At 46.5% G+C, this 15,659-nt stretch carries 17 protein-coding genes; 3 read left to right on the top strand and 14 right to left on the bottom strand.

Translation table 11 applies throughout. The annotated features are described in order from the left end of the window. From EE116_RS06530 to rpmH, 11 genes are all read right to left on the bottom strand, one after another. Positions 1 to 1,059 (bottom strand): SDH family Clp fold serine proteinase, encoded by a 1,059-nt coding sequence (locus EE116_RS06530; RefSeq protein WP_122873747.1) that lies wholly within the window; start codon positions 1,057 to 1,059, stop codon positions 1 to 3. A 162-nt stretch (positions 1,060 to 1,221) separates the two neighbouring features. Then, positions 1,222 to 3,411, bottom strand: coding sequence for a phosphoribosylformylglycinamidine synthase subunit PurL (gene purL / locus EE116_RS06520; RefSeq protein ID WP_122873745.1), 2,190 nt, complete (start codon positions 3,409 to 3,411; stop codon positions 1,222 to 1,224). Positions 3,412 to 3,755: 344 nt separating this feature from the next. Beyond that, positions 3,756 to 4,508: a DUF8095 domain-containing protein gene (locus EE116_RS06515; protein WP_122873744.1), complete on the bottom strand. Its 753-nt coding sequence runs from the start codon at positions 4,506 to 4,508 to the stop codon at positions 3,756 to 3,758. A 10-nt stretch (positions 4,509 to 4,518) separates the two neighbouring features. Next, positions 4,519 to 5,256, bottom strand: coding sequence for a DUF8095 domain-containing protein (locus EE116_RS06510; RefSeq protein ID WP_122873743.1), 738 nt, complete (start codon positions 5,254 to 5,256; stop codon positions 4,519 to 4,521). Positions 5,257 to 5,288: 32 nt separating this feature from the next. Then, positions 5,289 to 6,026, bottom strand: a complete 738-nt coding sequence (locus EE116_RS06505; protein WP_241091651.1) for a DUF8095 domain-containing protein — start codon at positions 6,024 to 6,026, stop codon at positions 5,289 to 5,291. A 31-nt stretch (positions 6,027 to 6,057) separates the two neighbouring features. Beyond that, positions 6,058 to 7,377, bottom strand: a complete 1,320-nt coding sequence (mnmE, locus tag EE116_RS06500; RefSeq protein ID WP_122873742.1) for a tRNA uridine-5-carboxymethylaminomethyl(34) synthesis GTPase MnmE — start codon at positions 7,375 to 7,377, stop codon at positions 6,058 to 6,060. Further along, entirely contained in the window at positions 7,374 to 8,516 is a 1,143-nt protein-coding gene (locus EE116_RS06495) for a Jag N-terminal domain-containing protein (RefSeq protein WP_122873741.1), read from the bottom strand. Before EE116_RS06495 ends, mnmE begins: the two co-directional genes overlap by 4 nt. After that, the gene (gene yidC / locus EE116_RS06490) at positions 8,516 to 10,066 is read right to left on the bottom strand and encodes a membrane protein insertase YidC (RefSeq protein WP_241091693.1); all 1,551 of its coding nucleotides are present in this window, start codon (positions 10,064 to 10,066) and stop codon (positions 8,516 to 8,518) included. Before yidC ends, EE116_RS06495 begins: the two co-directional genes overlap by 1 nt. An 11-nt stretch (positions 10,067 to 10,077) precedes the next feature. Then, positions 10,078 to 10,419, bottom strand: coding sequence for a membrane protein insertion efficiency factor YidD (gene yidD / locus EE116_RS06485; protein ID WP_002946838.1), 342 nt, complete (start codon positions 10,417 to 10,419; stop codon positions 10,078 to 10,080). Positions 10,420 to 10,421: 2 nt separating this feature from the next. Beyond that, on the bottom strand, positions 10,422 to 10,766 hold the full coding sequence (rnpA, locus tag EE116_RS06480; RefSeq protein ID WP_298789827.1) for a ribonuclease P protein component: 345 nt from the start codon (positions 10,764 to 10,766) through the stop codon (positions 10,422 to 10,424). Continuing rightward, entirely contained in the window at positions 10,754 to 10,888 is a 135-nt protein-coding gene (rpmH, locus tag EE116_RS06475) for a 50S ribosomal protein L34 (protein ID WP_002946826.1), read from the bottom strand. The genes rnpA and rpmH overlap by 13 nt, the downstream gene beginning before the upstream one ends. 135 nt (positions 10,889 to 11,023) lie before the next feature. On the opposite strand from rpmH, the gene EE116_RS06470 reads away from it, so the two are divergent. Genes EE116_RS06470 through EE116_RS06460 form a run of 3 tightly spaced genes read left to right on the top strand, consistent with a single transcriptional unit; the run spans position 11,024 to position 13,365 of the window. Then, positions 11,024 to 11,500, top strand: a complete 477-nt coding sequence (locus EE116_RS06470; RefSeq protein ID WP_122873739.1) for a GNAT family N-acetyltransferase — start codon at positions 11,024 to 11,026, stop codon at positions 11,498 to 11,500. Between the two features lie 39 nt (positions 11,501 to 11,539). Beyond that, positions 11,540 to 12,169 carry a uracil-DNA glycosylase gene (locus EE116_RS06465; protein ID WP_122873738.1) on the top strand — a complete coding sequence of 210 codons (630 nt, stop codon included), beginning with the start codon at positions 11,540 to 11,542 and terminating at the stop codon, positions 12,167 to 12,169. Further along, positions 12,166 to 13,365 (top strand): hypothetical protein, encoded by a 1,200-nt coding sequence (locus EE116_RS06460; protein ID WP_122873737.1) that lies wholly within the window; start codon positions 12,166 to 12,168, stop codon positions 13,363 to 13,365. The genes EE116_RS06465 and EE116_RS06460 overlap by 4 nt, the downstream gene beginning before the upstream one ends. On the opposite strand, the gene EE116_RS06455 is transcribed toward EE116_RS06460, so the two are convergent. Genes EE116_RS06455 through EE116_RS06445 form a run of 3 tightly spaced genes read right to left on the bottom strand, consistent with a single transcriptional unit; the run spans position 13,353 to position 15,647 of the window. Then, positions 13,353 to 13,751 carry a YbgC/FadM family acyl-CoA thioesterase gene (locus tag EE116_RS06455; protein ID WP_122873736.1) on the bottom strand — a complete coding sequence of 133 codons (399 nt, stop codon included), beginning with the start codon at positions 13,749 to 13,751 and terminating at the stop codon, positions 13,353 to 13,355. The two genes, EE116_RS06460 and EE116_RS06455, sit on opposite strands and share 13 nt — an antisense overlap. 9 nt (positions 13,752 to 13,760) lie before the next feature. Then, positions 13,761 to 14,783 carry a hypothetical protein gene (locus EE116_RS06450; protein WP_122873735.1) on the bottom strand — a complete coding sequence of 341 codons (1,023 nt, stop codon included), beginning with the start codon at positions 14,781 to 14,783 and terminating at the stop codon, positions 13,761 to 13,763. Positions 14,784 to 14,792: 9 nt separating this feature from the next. Beyond that, positions 14,793 to 15,647, bottom strand: coding sequence for a cell surface protein (locus tag EE116_RS06445; protein ID WP_122873734.1), 855 nt, complete (start codon positions 15,645 to 15,647; stop codon positions 14,793 to 14,795). Between the last annotated feature and the right edge of the window lie 12 nt (positions 15,648 to 15,659).

Raw genomic sequence — 15,659 nt, 5'->3', positions numbered from 1 at the left:
TCACCATAAATGATAAATCGTATTTTTGAGTTTGCCGCCCACTAGCTCGTTCTTGCGCCACGAGCTCTCGTCGTTCATCACGTTCCAGCGGCGCTCATCGGGGCGATAAAACCAGTCTTTGTCGATCTGATAATAAATCTGCTTGCCGTTTGCCTCGATGATGTTTGCGATGTTGTTGTCGTGGTAGCTGTTCTCGTCGTAGTCGGTAAAGGCGCGCTGCCCCATCTCGGAGTAAAGAAGCGTTAGCTCTTGGAGCATCTCGTTTAGCTCGTTGTCCATCTTTTGCACGTGCAGTCCGATCTCCTCGGCCTCGCGGAAAAGTATAGGATAATCATGCGCCGGATAGTCGCTGTTTAGGCGCTCGGAGATGTTTTGGATCTTTGATTCGTCGTTCATATGGTAGCGCAAAAGCTCGCAGCAAATCTTTAGCGAGAGCGAGCTGGCGCGGTCTACGGCGCCAAAAACCAGCGGATGGATGTAGTTGTATAGCGATTTATACGGGTTTTCGTCGTTGTCCTTTTCGTGCATTTTCCACAGCTTTATCACGCGGTTTAGCTCGTCCATCGACACGCTAACGCGCTCGTTGCCGTTGTCTATCGGGCTCATCGCGTGCTTTAGCGAGGTATCGACGGCTGTTAGATACGCTAGCGGACCCATCACGATCTCGTTTGCGCCAAGCGCCATCATCGTCGCGGCCGACGCGCAGTTAGCCGGAATGAGAGCGGTGATGTTTTTGCAGTAGTTTCGCAGGGTACTGATGATACGAAGCGCTGCGATACCGCTGCCGCCGTCGCTTTTGATAAACAAAAACGCATTTTCTATCTTTTTGCCCTTTAAAATTTCATACATCGCGCTCGCGTCGTTGCCGCAGACGCTGCCCGCGTTCGAGTTGTAATAGGTGATGAGCGTGCCGCCCAGTTTGGCCTCGACCGCCTTTAGTACCTGCTGAGTCTCGCTAAATAGCACCGGCGGCTTAGCTACGCTTTTTTGATCCATTCCCCTGCCCTCCTTTTGCGGCTGTTCTTCTTCTTTGTTGTTTAAAAAGTCTTTCCAAGACATCTACTTTCCTTTCAAATTTTGGTTAAATTTTCACGGTTTTTTAATATCGCTTGTAAAATTTGGCACTAAAATGCTTGAGCAAACGCTGCCTAGACGAGTCAAATTTAGTAAGCGCGTCAAATTTGCGCCGCACAAATTTAACCTGCCCAGCGGCGTCAAATTTTAGTCCTCTTGGCGGATGATTGCGGCAAATTTATTAAAATAGACCTCGCTCACGTCGCTTAGCTTTTCCTCGATATCGTTTAGTTTAAATTTATCTCCACCCACGCTACCGATTTTTTCAAATTTGACGCCGTGTTTAGCGGCTAGGGATTCAAATTTAGCCTCGTCTCTTACGCCGACGATCGCACGCGAAAAGCTCTCATCAAAGATGAAATTTGGCTTTTTAACGTCAAATTTGCACTCCGCGCCAAGCCCGCTTAGGCATGCCATTTTTGCTAGCGTTATGGCTACGCCGCCCACGCCTACGCTGTTTGCAAACTCTAGCACGCCCGATTTATTTGCCTCGATGACTAGGTTCCACAGCGCGCGCTCTTTTTTGTAGTCTACCGCAGCTAGCTCGCCGCCCACCGCGTCAAATAGCGCCTTAGCGTAAAGCGACGCAGCAAATTCGCCCTTCGTCTCGCCAAGCACGTATATCGCCGTACCGGCGCGCGTAAAGACGCCCGGAAGGCTCGCGTTTGCGTCCTCGTTTACGCCCACCGTCACGATCGCGGGCGTCGGATAGACGCTCACGCCCTCAGTGTCGTTATATAGGCTCACGTTGCCGCTCACAACTGGCGTATTTAGCTCGCGGCAAGCCTCTTTGATACCCTCGCAGCCCTGCGCGAACTGCCACATAACCTCGGGATTTTGCGGGTTGCCGTAGTTTAGGCAGTCGGTGATGGCTAGAGGCGTCGCTCCGCTCATCGCGACCTTTCGTCCAGCCGCCGCGACCGCTCTAGCCGCGCCGTTTTTGGGGTCAACGAAATTCGCCCTCGGGTCGCACTGTGCCGCCATCGCGATCGCCCTGCCCGTTTCTTTTACGCGGATAACCGCGGCTCCCAGAAGCCCCGGCTGCTTGATGGTGTTTGTTTGGATGTTTGCGTCGTATTGATCGTAGATTAGCGACTTGTTTAGCACCTCTGGCTCGCTAAGTAGCTTCCAAAACGCGGTTTTATTATCGACGTTTTCAGGGATTTGTAAATTTTTGATTTCGTCTAGGTATTTTGGGCGCGCAGCCGGTCGGTCAAGCACCGGAGAGGCCTCGCTCAGCGGCGCTATTGGTATCTCGCCCGCTAGCTCGCCGTGCCAATAAAGCTCCATCACGCCGCTATCTGTCACCTCGCCGATGATCTCGGCGTCGAGATCCCATTTTTTAAATATCTCGAGTATATTTTGCTCGCAGCCTTTTTTGGCACAGATGAGCATACGCTCCTGAGACTCGCTTAGCATTAGCTCATAAGGCGTCATGCCCGTCTCGCGCATAGGCACGCGGTCTAGATACATCTTCATGCCGCTGCCGCTGCGTCCGGCCATCTCAAAGCTGCTCGAAGTAAGCCCCGCCGCGCCCATATCCTGGATGCCTACGACGTAGTCGGTTTTAAAGAGCTCCAAGCACGCCTCCATCAGCAGCTTTTCGGCAAACGGATCGCCCACCTGCACGGTCGGGCGCAGAGATTTGTTCGCGTCGTTAAAGCTATCGCTGGCCATCACCGCGCCTCCAAGCCCGTCGCGGCCGGTCTTTGAGCCGACGTAGATCACGGGATTGCCGATACCTTCGGCCCTTCCGTAAAATATCTCGTCGCTCTTACAAAGCCCGAGCGCAAATGCGTTTACTAGGATGTTGCCGTTAAAGCTAGGATCAAACGTCGTCTCGCCGCCGATAGTAGGTATGCCCATGCAGTTGCCGTAGTGAGCGATGCCCGCGACCGCGCCTTTTAGCAGGTAGCGCTGTTTTTTCGCGTTTTCGCTCTCGCCGCGCACTTCGCCGAATCGCAGCGAGTTCATATTCGCAACGACTCTCGCGCCCATCGTAAATACGTCGCGCAGTATCCCGCCCACGCCCGTCGCCGCGCCCTGAAAAGGCTCGATGAAACTCGGGTGGTTGTGGCTCTCCATCTTAAACACCGCTGCGATGCCGCCTCCGACGTCGATGACGCCCGCGTTCTCGCCCGGACCCTGGATCACCCACGGAGCTTTAGTCGGGAAGCCGTTTAGGTACTTTTTGCTCGACTTGTAGCTGCAGTGCTCGCTCCACATCGCAGAAAATATCCCAAGCTCGAGCAAATTGGGCTCTCTGCCTAGGATCTTTAGGATCTCTTCGTACTCTTGGTCGCTGATTTTGTGCGCTTTTACGGTAGCTTTATCCATTTTTAGCCTTTAAAAAATTTTGGTTGATTTTACTTAAATTTGCATAAAAAGATGATAAACCAAAGGAGCGAAAACAGAACAAATTTGACGAATAAAATAAGAGTCTAAACTTCATATAGCAAGCTAAAATGTTATATTTGTAGTTATTGATTCGGCTCTAAATTTAACCGAAAAATTGGCATTTTTGCGGTGCGGGTCTTGGCGAGCGGCTCAAATTTTAGACAAATGCCAAATTTGAAGCAACTGTGGAAAATTAAAAATTTAAGCATATTAGTACCCTAAATTTGACGTAAGTAAGCCGGGTTCTGCGTCAAATTCGGCGGGCGATTGCCCGCCGCAAACGACTACTTGTTCGGCATGCTATAGTAGCAAAGTATGTTTAGCAGGATACGTCCTTGCTTTTTGAGGTCTTGATCGATGACGTCTTGTTTAAATTTCGCAGAGGTCGCCTGCTCTTTAGCTTCGGCTAGTTTGCTACCTGACAGGTTAAATTTAAAGTCCAGATTTTTTATCTCAAAGCCCTTGTTTCCGACTATCTTCGCGTCGATCACGGTAGCGAAAAACTCGTCAGACGCGCCCACGTAGTAGTTAGTCACGCTTCTAGCGCTTATAGGTTCGCCGCTAAAAAACGCCTTGCAAACGGGAGATTTTTGCGCGCTATAAATCACGCTCTCAAGGATCCCGCCGCCAAATTCGTAAAACTTAAATTTCTTTGAGTTTTGTAGCTTTTTTATCTCGTCTTTATCGCTCAAATCTACATTTTTACCGCTATCCAGATCAATCACTATCAGGGTTTTTACGCCGTCCCCGCTCGCATAAACCGCACCTAGCTGCCTACTCGCCGAGTCGCTCTCGCCCGGCGCCTTTACCTCGGCCCTACCCATGTAATCGCCGAATTTTTCCACGGTTTTGCCGCCGCTAGTCTCATAGACCGTGGTTTCGGTTATAAATCCGATCTCTTGTATGCTGGCGTCGTTTTCCATATACGTACGCCACGCTCTCTCGCCGCCCATATCGCCGGTAATACCCGCACAACCGCTAAACGCTAATGCCGCAACAGCCGCCGCTACCGTCTTAAAAATCATCGTATTTTTCATTTTATTCTCTTTACTTCTCGCTCAAAGAGCAAATTTGACTAAGCCTCGGCTCATACCTGCGCAACTCGTTTTGGATTTTTTCCTCAAATTTAGGCGTTTTTTCGGCGACTTCTCGCAAGCCGTCGGAATTTGTAAAATTTTTTATCTGAGATTTTAAAAGTAGCGCGCCGCTTTTGGATGAAATTTTTGCCTGCGTTATAACGGCCGTAAAATACCGTTTTTCTAAATTTTGCGCGTCGTAGTGGCTAGATACGGATTTCACGCTCACGCTGCCGCCTTTTTGAAATGCCTCGCAAACTGAAATCGGCGCCTCAAAAACCGCTACCATCGTCAAATTTGAGCTAAATTCGTAAAATTTGATCCGCCGAGCGCCCCGAAGCTCGGTTACGCTTGCTTCATCTTTTAGATCAAACTCCGCCTCGGTATCGGCATCTTTTAGCATAAACGCTCTATCGCCGCTTTTGTAGACGGCTCCGAGCCTAAAAGGCAGCCTGGAGCCGTCTTTTTTAGTGAGCGCAAAGCCGGTAGCCTCGCCGTCCTCAGGCTGAGTGCGAAAATCACGCGAGAAAAACGCCGTCAAAAAGGCAACCTCTCTAACGGCGCCGTCAGTATCCAGATATCTCGTCCAGTTATCCTCGGGAACGTCGATATTTGAGATGTCGCGCTCTGCTTTGTTTGCGCTGCTAGCGACACCCGCACAACCGCAAAACGCCAACGCCGCAACAGCCGCTAGAAATAAGTTTTTCATCTCGCGTTCGCGTTTAAATTTGATAAAAGCGATCAGTTTTTAGGCGCGGCGCAAACGATATTTGATAGGATTTGCTCCTGTTTTTTAGCGTCGGCGTCTATGACTTTGTTCCTAAATTCCGCAGATCGAGCCCGCGTCTGCGTGCTAGCTAGCTTGCTGTCGCTAACGAAAAATTTAAAGTCTAGATTTTTGATCTCGGCGCTTTTGCCCTTTTTCACTCCGATATCCATCAGGGTCGCGAAAAATTCGCTATTATTGGCGCTTTCTTTATCGTAATAATTAGTCACGGCATGAGCCTTTACCGCCTTACCCGCCGCAAAACTCTCGCACACCGCGCCCGAGTCCGCGCTAAAAACTACGCTCTCTAATATGCCGCCGCCAAACTGATAAAATTTGACCTTTTTAGCCCCTCTTAGAGTCGCAAGCTCGTTTTTATCGCGCATATTTATGTACTGATAACCAAATTTCTCTTTATCGTTAAGCTCCAAAACTATAAATGAAATACCGTTTTGCGCGTACATATCGCCAAGCTTCAGGTTTTGACCGTCTTTTTTTATGAGCGCCATACCGATGATATCGCCGTTTTTTTGCGCATAAGTTGCGCTCAAATTTTCCGAGAAAAATGCTATATTGCCGACGCTGCCATCATTTTCTAGATATTTGATCCAGTCCGGCGCAGGCGATACTACGTTAGCCGCTATATGATCCTGTGAAGGCATGCAACCGCCCAGCAACGCAGCTATAGCGGCTATAGATAAGATTTTTTTCACTATTTTTTCCTTTTTTATAGAGTAAATTTCGTTATTTGCCGAGGCAAAAGTTGCTAAACATTTCGTCTAAAATTTCGCTTCTCTCAAACGGCTTTGTGATCGACGAGATTTGCTCTATCGCCGCATTTAGCTCATAAGCAAAAAGCTCAAGCTCAGACTCGACAAGCAAATTTAACGCTCTTTTTAAAGCCTCGCTCGCCGCTTCGCAGCTTAAAATTTGACGAGTGGAGTTTAGTAGTATCTCGCTCGTCTCCTGAGCGTCGAGATAGGTTTTTAGATTGCTTATTATCTCGTCAGTTCCTTGCTTTGCGCAAATTTTTATCGGATTTTCGGGACTTGTAAATTTAACGCCGAGGTCGCATTTATTTAGAACGTAAAAAATCTTTTTTTGTGAGTTTTTTAAAAGCTCCAGGATCTCGTTATCCTGCTCGTCCGCCTCCTGCGACGCATCAAAGACAGCCAAGATGACGTCGGCCTCCTCGATAGCTCGCAGAGAATACGAAATGCCGATTTGCTCGATTTTACCCGCGTTTTTGCGGATGCCTGCCGTATCGATGATACGCACTAGATGAGTGCCGATTTTTAGGGCTTCCTCGATGCTGTCCCTAGTCGTGCCGGCCTCGTCGCTGATGATCGCGCGCTCGTAGGATAAAAGCGAGTTTAAAATCGAGCTTTTGCCGACGTTTGGCTTGCCTACTATCGCGATTTTAAAGCCCTCGAGCAACCCTTTTCTGCTCTGGCTTATGGCGACGATTTTATCTAGTTTAGCGCTGTTTTGTTTTAGCATTTGGCTGATACTTTCTAGCAGATCGGCAGGCAGATCATCGTCGGCATAGTCGATGCTAGTCTCCACAAATGCCAGAGTTTTTACGAGCTCGGAGCGGATTTCATTTGCAAATTTAGCTAGATCGCCTCTCATCGTGCGGGCAATGATTTTGACGCTATCCTCGCTTTTTGCGTTTATGAGCGAGTTTATCGCTTCGATCTTGCTAAAATCCATCTTGCCGTTTATGAGCGCTCGCTTGCTAAACTCTCCTGCGCGGGCGAGTCTGGCGCCGTTTTTTATAAGCTCGCCCAGGATCAAATTTGCCACCACTAGCCCGCCGTGGAGCTGAAACTCCACCACGTCCTCGCCCGTGAAGCTGTGCGGAGCTTTAAAATAAATAAGCAAGGCTTCGTCGATGAGCTCGCCTTCGGCGTAAATTTTAGTTAGAGTAGCGTAACGCGGGGTAAGAGAGGTGATTTTGGTGAGTTTTAGAGCCAGACCAAGGGCATCTGCGCCGCTTAGCCTGATGATGGAGATCGAGCCTACGCCATGCGCGGTGGCGACGGCGGCTATGGTCTCGTTCATTTTTTGATAAAGTCGTTCACGACTACGAACTGCCCGTCGCTATTTGACTTTACGCTTACGTATTTGTCGGGGAATTTTTCGCGCAGTTTTTCAAGAGCGATCTTAACCAAAACGCCATCTAAAGACTTGGTTTTAGCCTTGCCCGTTTCCTCCACGCGCTCGATTATTCCCTTTAGATACTGATCGATCGCGGCTTCTTGATTTTGCAAAAATTGCGCGATCTCAAGACGCACGGCAAGGCCGTATTTCGAGCTGATCCAGTTATAGAGCAGATATGAGATCGCCTTGTATCGGTAGCCCTCTTTGCCGATGAGTAGCGCCGCATCCTCGCCGTCAAGCTCGATTATTACGGTCTCGTCGTCAAATTTGCGCACGTCTATCTTATCTATCGTAAAGAAATTTCCGCCAAAGAGCTTTTCTACGCCCTGCTTTATCTCGGGAAGTACTTTATCGATGTCGGCTTTTGGTTTTTGCTCTTTTTGTTTTTGAGCCAATCCGCGGTCGGCGCGAGAGTCTTGTTTTTCTTTTTTAGCTAAATTTGGCGCGGCTTGCGTCAAATTTGCCTCGCCGCCGGAAGCTTGCGAGCCTAAATTTTCGCCGCTTCCCGCTTTTTCCTCGCCTTCGTAAAAGTCGTTTTTATTAAAGGTATCGATGATCGAGTGATCAAGGATGCTTTTGCCGCTCTCTTTTTTGGGTTGTTCTTTTTTATGCAACTCTTTTTCTTTTGCTTGAGGTTCTTTTTGCGGTTGCGATTCTTCGACTTTAGACTCGTTTACCGCGCCAGTTTCGCTTTGCTTCGCCGCATGATTTTTATGATGATCGTGGCGATTTTTATGATTTTTTTTCTTTTCGTTTCGGTGATTTTGCTCTTCGCCGGAGTTCTCTTTTTTCTTAAATTCTTTCTTTTTTTCGCCGCCGTTTTCTTTATGACCGTTTTCGCGAGCGGCTTGAGGGGCTTTTTTTGCTTCTTTATGCACGCTCTCTTTTACCGCTTCGATGATCGCCGTTTTTTTGAAAAATCCCAAAAAACCGGGGCTCGGGTTTTGTAAAATTTTGATATCAAGCTCCGTGACGGAGCAGTTTAGCTCCTGCGCGGCCTTTTGAAAAGCCTCTTGTAGATTTTCAGCTTCGATTCGCATTAGGCCTTTACCTCGGCTTTCTTGTGCTTTTCAAAGAGCTTGTTTACGAAAACTTGCTGGATGACCGAGCAGACGTTGTTTACGAACCAGTAAAGCGTAAGTCCCGCAGGGAAAGTCACAAAGAAAAACGTAAAGATAAGCGGTAAAAATTTCATTATCTTTTCTTGCATCGGATCGCTAAAGGTCGTCGGCGTGAGCTTTTGCTGAAGGAACATCGTCGCACCCATCAAAATAGGCAGCACAAAATACGGATCCATCACCGAAAGGTCGTGTATCCAGAGTATCCACGGCGCTGCTTTTAGCTCGATCGCGTTTAGTAGTACGCGGTAAATCGCAAAGAAAATCGGAATCTGCATAAGTATCGGCAAGCAGCCGCCCATCGGATTTGCACCGTTTTTCTTATATAGCTCCATCATGTGCATATTTAGCTTTTGCGGATCGCCTTTGTATTTGGCTTGTAGCTCTTTTACCTTCGGCGCTAGATCTTTTAGCTTGTTCATCGATAGCATGCCTTTGTAGGTTAGCGGGAAAAGCACGATCCTGATAACCAGCGTCAGAACGACGATCGCCCAGCCCCAGTTACCGATATAGCCGTAAAGTAAATTTAAGAATGCAAACATCGGCTTTGCGATAAAGGTAAACCAGCCGTACTCGATGACGTCTACGAGCTCCTCGTTGATCTGACTTAGAGTAGCGTGGTCTTTGGCGCCGATGTAGCCTTTGGCTTTAAAATTTTGCTCGCCTTTTACGAATATTACGGCATTGCCCGCGCCGTCTTTTGAAACGACGGGATTTAAGAGTCCGTCAAATTTAAAAAATAAAGCCGTGTAGTATCTGTCGCTTGCTGCGGCTATATTTACGTTATTAAAGCTCTCGGTCGCGTCTACGTCGCCGTCCTCGATGATGGTTAGTTTACCGTCGTTATGCTTAAGAAGTGCGCCATGCACGGTGTAGCTGTCGATCGCGACGCTTGGACGAAAGCCCGGAGTCACGTAGTATTCGCCCGCGCTCACGCTAAGGTCTAGATCGTAGCTTCCGTTTGGATAAAACGTGATCTTTTTGGTTACGCTAGAGCCCTCTAAATTTTGCGTTAAAACTATAGTTTTTGGCTCACTAGTTAAATTTATTTCGCTAACGTCGCTTGCGTAGGCTACCTTAAATGCTTGCTCGTTTAAAGCCTTATCGCTAAAGCGTACCTCAAGCGGCAGCGGCTGCGTGCCGGCTAGCTCTATGCGCTCGCCCTCGGCGTTTTTATATTTTTCGTCGTTTAGATAAAATTTCGAAATCCTGCCCAGCTCATCTATGCGCGCCTCAAAGTGCTCGCCCTTTATCACAGCGATCTCGCGGCTTTGCGTCGCTACGGCTTGCGGAGCGCTAGTAGCCGATGCGGTATTTGTACTCGAAGCGGCATTTGCTTGGCTTGATTGCTGCGCAGCTACGGTTTGGTTTTGATCTAACGGCAAATTTTTAGGAATAAAAAAATAATCGTAAGCGATAAAAAAGATAAAAGATAAAACGGTCGCTAATAACACGCGTTTTTGAACTGACATATTGTCTAACACTATTTTTCCTTTTGAAAGTCTAAATTTTTAATAACGTAGAATTTATTTTTTTTATACGGGACAAACCAAAATGCGATATGTGATTTTAAATTTTGATTGGATATAAAAAAAGAGTTGAAATTTTTACTGATGACGGGGTAGTCGATGCCGCCTTTAAAGAGTTGATTACAGCGTAAAATTCTAAAAATAACCGCGAAGAGCGCTGAGAAAAAGCCGTTAAATTTGAACTGCCAAACAGCAAATTCAGAGCACGAGGGATAGTATCTGCAAGACTTCGGAGTAAATTTGGAGATATAATCTTGATACGCTTTTATCAAAAATAAAATAGCTTGTTTTATCATTTTCATATGCCTGATTTTATACATCCGAGTTTTTTCATAGCCCAAGAGATATTTTTTTTGAGCTTTAAAAACGAGCTTTTATCTAGCCCGTTTTTAACGACTATCACGTAAATGCCGTCCGCAAGCTCGTTTGAAATCTCGACGACGACCGCTCGCAAAAGCCTTTTACATCGGTTGCGAACGACGGCTTTGCCCACCTTTTTGCTGGCTACGACGGCTAGTTTGTTTTCATTGCAAGGCTTAAAAAAGACTATTGCCTCCTCGCAGTGCCATTTGATGGCCTCTTTGTAGACGCTTGAAAACTCCTTTTGGCTGCTTATAGAGCTAAATTTGCTTAAACGGCCAATCTTGCTCTGCCTTTTGCGCGTCTTGCGTTTAGCACTTTGCGGCCGTTTTTAGTTTTCATGCGGACGCGAAACCCGTGAGTGCGTTTTCTAGGGGTTTTATGAGGTTGGTATGTTCTTTTCATAAATTTTTCCTTATGGTGATTTTGATATAAGTCGGTGATTTTATCAACAAATCGCTTAAAATCCTTTTAATAAATTTTTAAACTTCGTTTTAAAATAATAAAAATATAATCGCTTATTAAAATTTAGGAGCAAATTTGCCTTACGTTATTAGAAAAGCCGTTAGAGCGGACATTACAGCCGTTTGCGAGCTGGTTAAAGAACTAGCCAAATACGAAAAAATGAGCGATGAAGTAAAATTTACGCCCGAAATTTTCGCGGAGTCTGTTTTTGAGAAAAACTATGCCATGATTTTAGTCTGCGAAACAGAAGGCAAAATCATAGCTTACGCCATATATTTTTACACCTTTTCCACCTTTTTGGGACTTGGCGGGATGTACTTAGAGGATCTATACGTCCAAAAAGAGTATCGCAACAAAGGCATAGGAAAAGAGTTTTTTAAATGTTTAGCCAAAATTTGCAAGGACGAAAACCTCCAACGCCTCGAGTGGGCGTGCCTGCACTGGAACGAGCCGGGCATCAAATTTTACGAAAAAATGGGCGCAAAAAACCAGTCCGAGCAGTGGCGAAACTACCGCTTGGACGGTGAAAATTTAAGCAAACTCGCGCTTTGATTTATCTGTTTTTAACGCCCTTTTGGATATCATCGCGCGATGAGTTACGCAAACGAAATTTTAAGAGAACTTTACTATCTTAGGGCATTCGGATATAAATTTGCCGATTTTTCGCCTTCGACAGCGGCCTTGCCGAGAAGTCTTGCCGAGCTAAACGCAAGCATCAAAGAGTGCAATCTCTGCGAGCTTTGCAATAGCGCAAACCACGCGCTAACGGGACTTGGGGATAAAAACGCCAAAGTAGTTTTCGTATTTGATGCGCCAAATACCGCCGAGGATGCGAGCGGAGAGTTTTTGGTGGGCGACGATAAGTTTTTGCAAAATTTAAAAGACATAGCAGGTCTTGAGAAAAACGAAATTTACGTCACGAGCCTGCTAAAATGCAAGCCCGCAGCCAAAGTTCCGACAAACGCCTACGAGCTTTGCGAGCCGTATTTTAGCGCGGAAGCTCGTCTAGTCGCGTCAAAGCTCATCGTAGCGCTTGGTGAAGAGGTTTTTTACAAAATGATAAAACAAAGCGCGCAAAGCTTTGAAACCATAAGGGGAAACATAATGAAATTTAAACACTCGGCCCTGCTGGCGACCTATTCGCCGACCGTCGTAGCGAAAAATCCAAGCAAAAAAGAGCTGTTTTTCAGCGATCTAAAAAAGATAAAAGAGTACCTATGAGAAAAATTTTAACCGCTTTACTGATCTGTTCGGCGCTATTTGCCAGGAGTGACAAGCCATCCGATATCCCGCCTGCAAGCGAAATTTATATAAATTTAGAACCCGTAAAATGTAACGATACATGTTTGTTAGAACTCGTTAGAGAGGGTCTTTTGCACAGTTTTTTAGCTCGCTATGAAGGCAGCTCGAATCAAGAAATTTTACAAGCTTTTAACGCGCTAAACGGCTCATACGTAAACGCCGGCACCGAGAGCCTGACGCCAAGCTCAAACGCCGAGTTTAAGATCGCCGTCATCATCCCGCAGGATAGCATAAAAAGCTACGCCGGCGTCGTCTCAAACGCGGTTATCGCCTACGTCGTCAGGCAAAACGCTGCCATCGACGTTAAATTTTACAACATCGGCAACGAGGCTCCAAGCGCTATCGACGGCGCCCTAGCACGCGCTAAAAGCGAAAATATCGCCTATATCATCGCGCCGTTTACGCCTGTAGGCGCAAAATACCTAAACGAGGTTTTAGATCCATCTATGACTGCTTTTGTGCCGACTTTGCACATCTCTAGCGTCGATTCTCCTCAGGATAATTTGATATTTGGCGGTATAGACTACAAAGGGCAAGTTGAAAAGCTACTAAATTTCTCAAACGGCCAAGTCGCGGCATTTTCTGACGGTAGCGCGCTAGGAGCGGCGCTAAATCGCTACGCTGACGAGTTTAGCGGCGGACTAGCCTACGAAAACGAGATCGCAAGCGGCGCGACCGATCTAAAGCCGATGTTATCCGGCAACTCAAGGCTAAGCGGCGCGACAGTTTTTCTAAACGTTCCGCTCGTAAAAGCCTCGATGGTAAGCTCTCAAATGCGCCTTTACGACGTCAAATTTAACGCTCTTTTAAGTACCCAGATCAACTACGCGCCGAGCATCTTTAAACTCACGCAACCGCAAGATAGAGAAAAGCTCTACATTGCCAACTCGATCTCCAAAACCGACGGCGCGCTGGACTCAAATAACGAAATTTTGGGGCAAAATTTAAACTTCAACTGGGTGGGCTACTCCGCTAGCGCCGGGCTCGACTACATCTATGCAACCTACCTAAACCGCGGCGCGCAGAGGCTTTTTAGCCAGAGCGTCGAGGACTCGCAAATCATCTATGATACGAAGGTTTTAAAAGCCGGCGAATACGGCTTTTACGAGCAATAAGAGGAGAGAAAATCCACTATCTCCTCGCTCATCTTAGCAGGCCTTAGGTTGCTAACAAACGCGACCTCGACGTCCGCTTCAAAGATGAGCTCAGGCTGGCATTCGCCGCTTAAATTTGCGATTTTATAAATTTTTTGATTTATGAGCGCGGAGGCTTTTTTTAGGCTTGCCACGCTCGTTTTTACCTCGAGCAGATCGCCCAGGACGGCCGGTTTTTTAAATTTCGCTCGAATCTCGCTCACGACAAAATGCCCGTCCTTGCTAAAAGGCTTAACCTCCGAGTTAAAAAACATCTGGCTGCGCGCCCTTTCGCAATATTTTATATAGTTTGCGTGATAGACTATGCCGCCCGCATCGGTATCTTCGTAGTAGATTCGTATTTTCAAGGCTGCTCCTTAGGCTTTTAGATCAAGCTCTATTTTACCTAGTTTTCTTAAAAGCTCCATTATATCTGTTCCTTTTTCGCGTTCGGCTTTCAGGAAATTTTCAAAGAATTCTCGTCTGATGTCTTTATCTACGTATGTTTTGCTTTTACTTGTGGCTTGGATGGGTTTAAACGCCGTCGCCTCGCTTGTATTTTCCTTAAATTCAGCCCTGCCCTCAAGCAGGTTTTGTATATCCAGACCCTTTTCTATCGCATCTCGAACGAATTTTATAAACGCCTTTTTGCTCTGCTTGTCCTTATACTCGATACTCTCAAGCTCCCTAAACTCCACGGGAGCCTTGTTTTTATTAATGACTATCGTGATATTTTCACCATCTACGGATATTCTTTCCGCGCCGCTCTCGCCCAAACGCTTCAGCACGGTATATTCAGCCCACCTATCCTTAAACTCGTCCACGCTCATATCGGAGTCGAGGATTTCCATCCCCCTATTCCCTGCATTATATTCTATGCCCAAAAATGGGTATTCGTGGTTTATGTATTTTTTCGCAAATTCATCAACATTTGTCGTATCGTATCCCGCCAAATCCCGATTAAGTTTATCGAAACCAAACGCCCCGCTACTATTTATAAATTTCTTCAGATTTTCCGCTTCGCTCCTACTAAAAGAGCCGTCTAACCCGCTTATCTTACCCCATACGCTTATCTTTTCGTCCAGAGTATATCCGCTCAGAGAAAATATGCCTCGTATATTAGCCGGTGCGCCGGGCGGGAGATTTTTTATCTCCCTGATGGCCGCTTCCATCTCTTTGATGTTAAAGTCTACGTAGGCACCTTTTAGGCTTGATACGTTTTCGCTATTTTTTGGGTTCGCTTGATTTGTCGAATTTGGCTGCGCGACCGCCATATTCGAAGCCTGATTTGAGGTTAAATTTATAGCCTCTTTTTCCTCGCGTGCTTTTAAATTTCGCTCATGAGCGCTACTAAAATCATAATTTACGTTTGCGTTAAATCCGTTTATACCGCTTATCATATTAATCCTTTATGCCTTTACGTCAAATTTACCTAGCCTTGCTAGTTGATTTAAAATTTCAGTTATATCCGTCCCCTTTTCCTGTTCGGCTTTCAGGAAATTCTCGAAAAACTCTCGTCTGATGTCTTTATCTACGTATGTTTTGCTTTTGCTCGTGGCTTGGATGGGTTTAAATTTGGCTTCTCTATTTTGCTTGGCTAAATTTTCGTTGTATTCTCTCATCTCTTGATTGATTTTTGCTACGGCTTCTTTGTGGGCTTTCGTGGTTTTCTCGATATCTTCCGCGTAGAGTTTTTTAAATTCTTCTATACTGATGTCGGTTCTTTGCAGCAAAGCAGCTCCGACGTCGCCCATCGCAGCGTCTTCAGGCAAAGAGTCTTTAAAAGCTCTCAGCTCCTCTTCCTCCTCCTTTGTTCCGAGCCCCAGCATTTTACCCGAGATAGTTGGTTTACCGTCTATGGATTTGCTTTTTAGCCACCACGAATACGAATCTAGAGTAAAATCAACGACCTTTTCCTTTGCATCCAGCTCATCTCTCATTATCATCTCATGCATCTGTCCGGGCGCGTATTTTTGGGCTAGCATCGCGTCGATTTTCTCTATGGTTTTGGTTATCCAGCCCTCTTCGCTCCTATCAAAATTGATATTTTCAGCCGCAAATATCTCGTAGGTAGTTTTATTCATATACGCTTGCGCTATGCGCGCATCCTCGTCGCTTTGCACGCTTTTTTGAGGCGTTTTATTTAAAATTTGCATATCAAAAGGAGCGATTTTAGCGGCGCTTGCTTGAGCTTTTTGCAGGTCGGCTTTTGTTTCGAAATTCGGCTGATAACCCGCCGAGTTTAAATTTATGCCTTCTATCATTTTTAAATCCTT

Origin of the sequence: Campylobacter showae (assembly GCF_900573985.1) — a bacterium.
GTDB classification, from domain to species: domain Bacteria; phylum Campylobacterota; class Campylobacteria; order Campylobacterales; family Campylobacteraceae; genus Campylobacter_A; species Campylobacter_A showae_E.
The sequence above is the reverse complement of the archived record's forward strand: the minus strand, read 5'-3'. Positions and strand labels throughout refer to the sequence as shown.

Excerpts from the sequence above, each read along its gene's own strand:
- EE116_RS06445 (WP_122873734.1), bottom strand. The coding sequence starts at position 15,647 with ATGATAGAAGGCATAAATTTAAACTCGGCGGGTTATCAGCCGAATTTC.
- yidC (WP_241091693.1), bottom strand. The coding sequence starts at position 10,066 with ATGTCAGTTCAAAAACGCGTGTTATTAGCGACCGTTTTATCTTTTATC.
- EE116_RS06510 (WP_122873743.1), bottom strand. The coding sequence starts at position 5,256 with ATGAAAAACTTATTTCTAGCGGCTGTTGCGGCGTTGGCGTTTTGCGGT.
- yidD (WP_002946838.1), bottom strand. The coding sequence starts at position 10,419 with ATGATAAAACAAGCTATTTTATTTTTGATAAAAGCGTATCAAGATTAT.
- EE116_RS06465 (WP_122873738.1), top strand. The coding sequence starts at position 11,540 with ATGAGTTACGCAAACGAAATTTTAAGAGAACTTTACTATCTTAGGGCA.
- EE116_RS06515 (WP_122873744.1), bottom strand. The coding sequence starts at position 4,508 with ATGAAAAATACGATGATTTTTAAGACGGTAGCGGCGGCTGTTGCGGCA.
- EE116_RS06530 (WP_122873747.1), bottom strand. The coding sequence starts at position 1,059 with ATGTCTTGGAAAGACTTTTTAAACAACAAAGAAGAAGAACAGCCGCAA.
- EE116_RS06460 (WP_122873737.1), top strand. The coding sequence starts at position 12,166 with ATGAGAAAAATTTTAACCGCTTTACTGATCTGTTCGGCGCTATTTGCC.
- rpmH (WP_002946826.1), bottom strand. The coding sequence starts at position 10,888 with ATGAAAAGAACATACCAACCTCATAAAACCCCTAGAAAACGCACTCAC.
- mnmE (WP_122873742.1), bottom strand. The coding sequence starts at position 7,377 with ATGAACGAGACCATAGCCGCCGTCGCCACCGCGCATGGCGTAGGCTCG.
- EE116_RS06450 (WP_122873735.1), bottom strand. The coding sequence starts at position 14,783 with ATGATAAGCGGTATAAACGGATTTAACGCAAACGTAAATTATGATTTT.
- EE116_RS06495 (WP_122873741.1), bottom strand. The coding sequence starts at position 8,516 with ATGCGAATCGAAGCTGAAAATCTACAAGAGGCTTTTCAAAAGGCCGCG.
- purL (WP_122873745.1), bottom strand. The coding sequence starts at position 3,411 with ATGGATAAAGCTACCGTAAAAGCGCACAAAATCAGCGACCAAGAGTAC.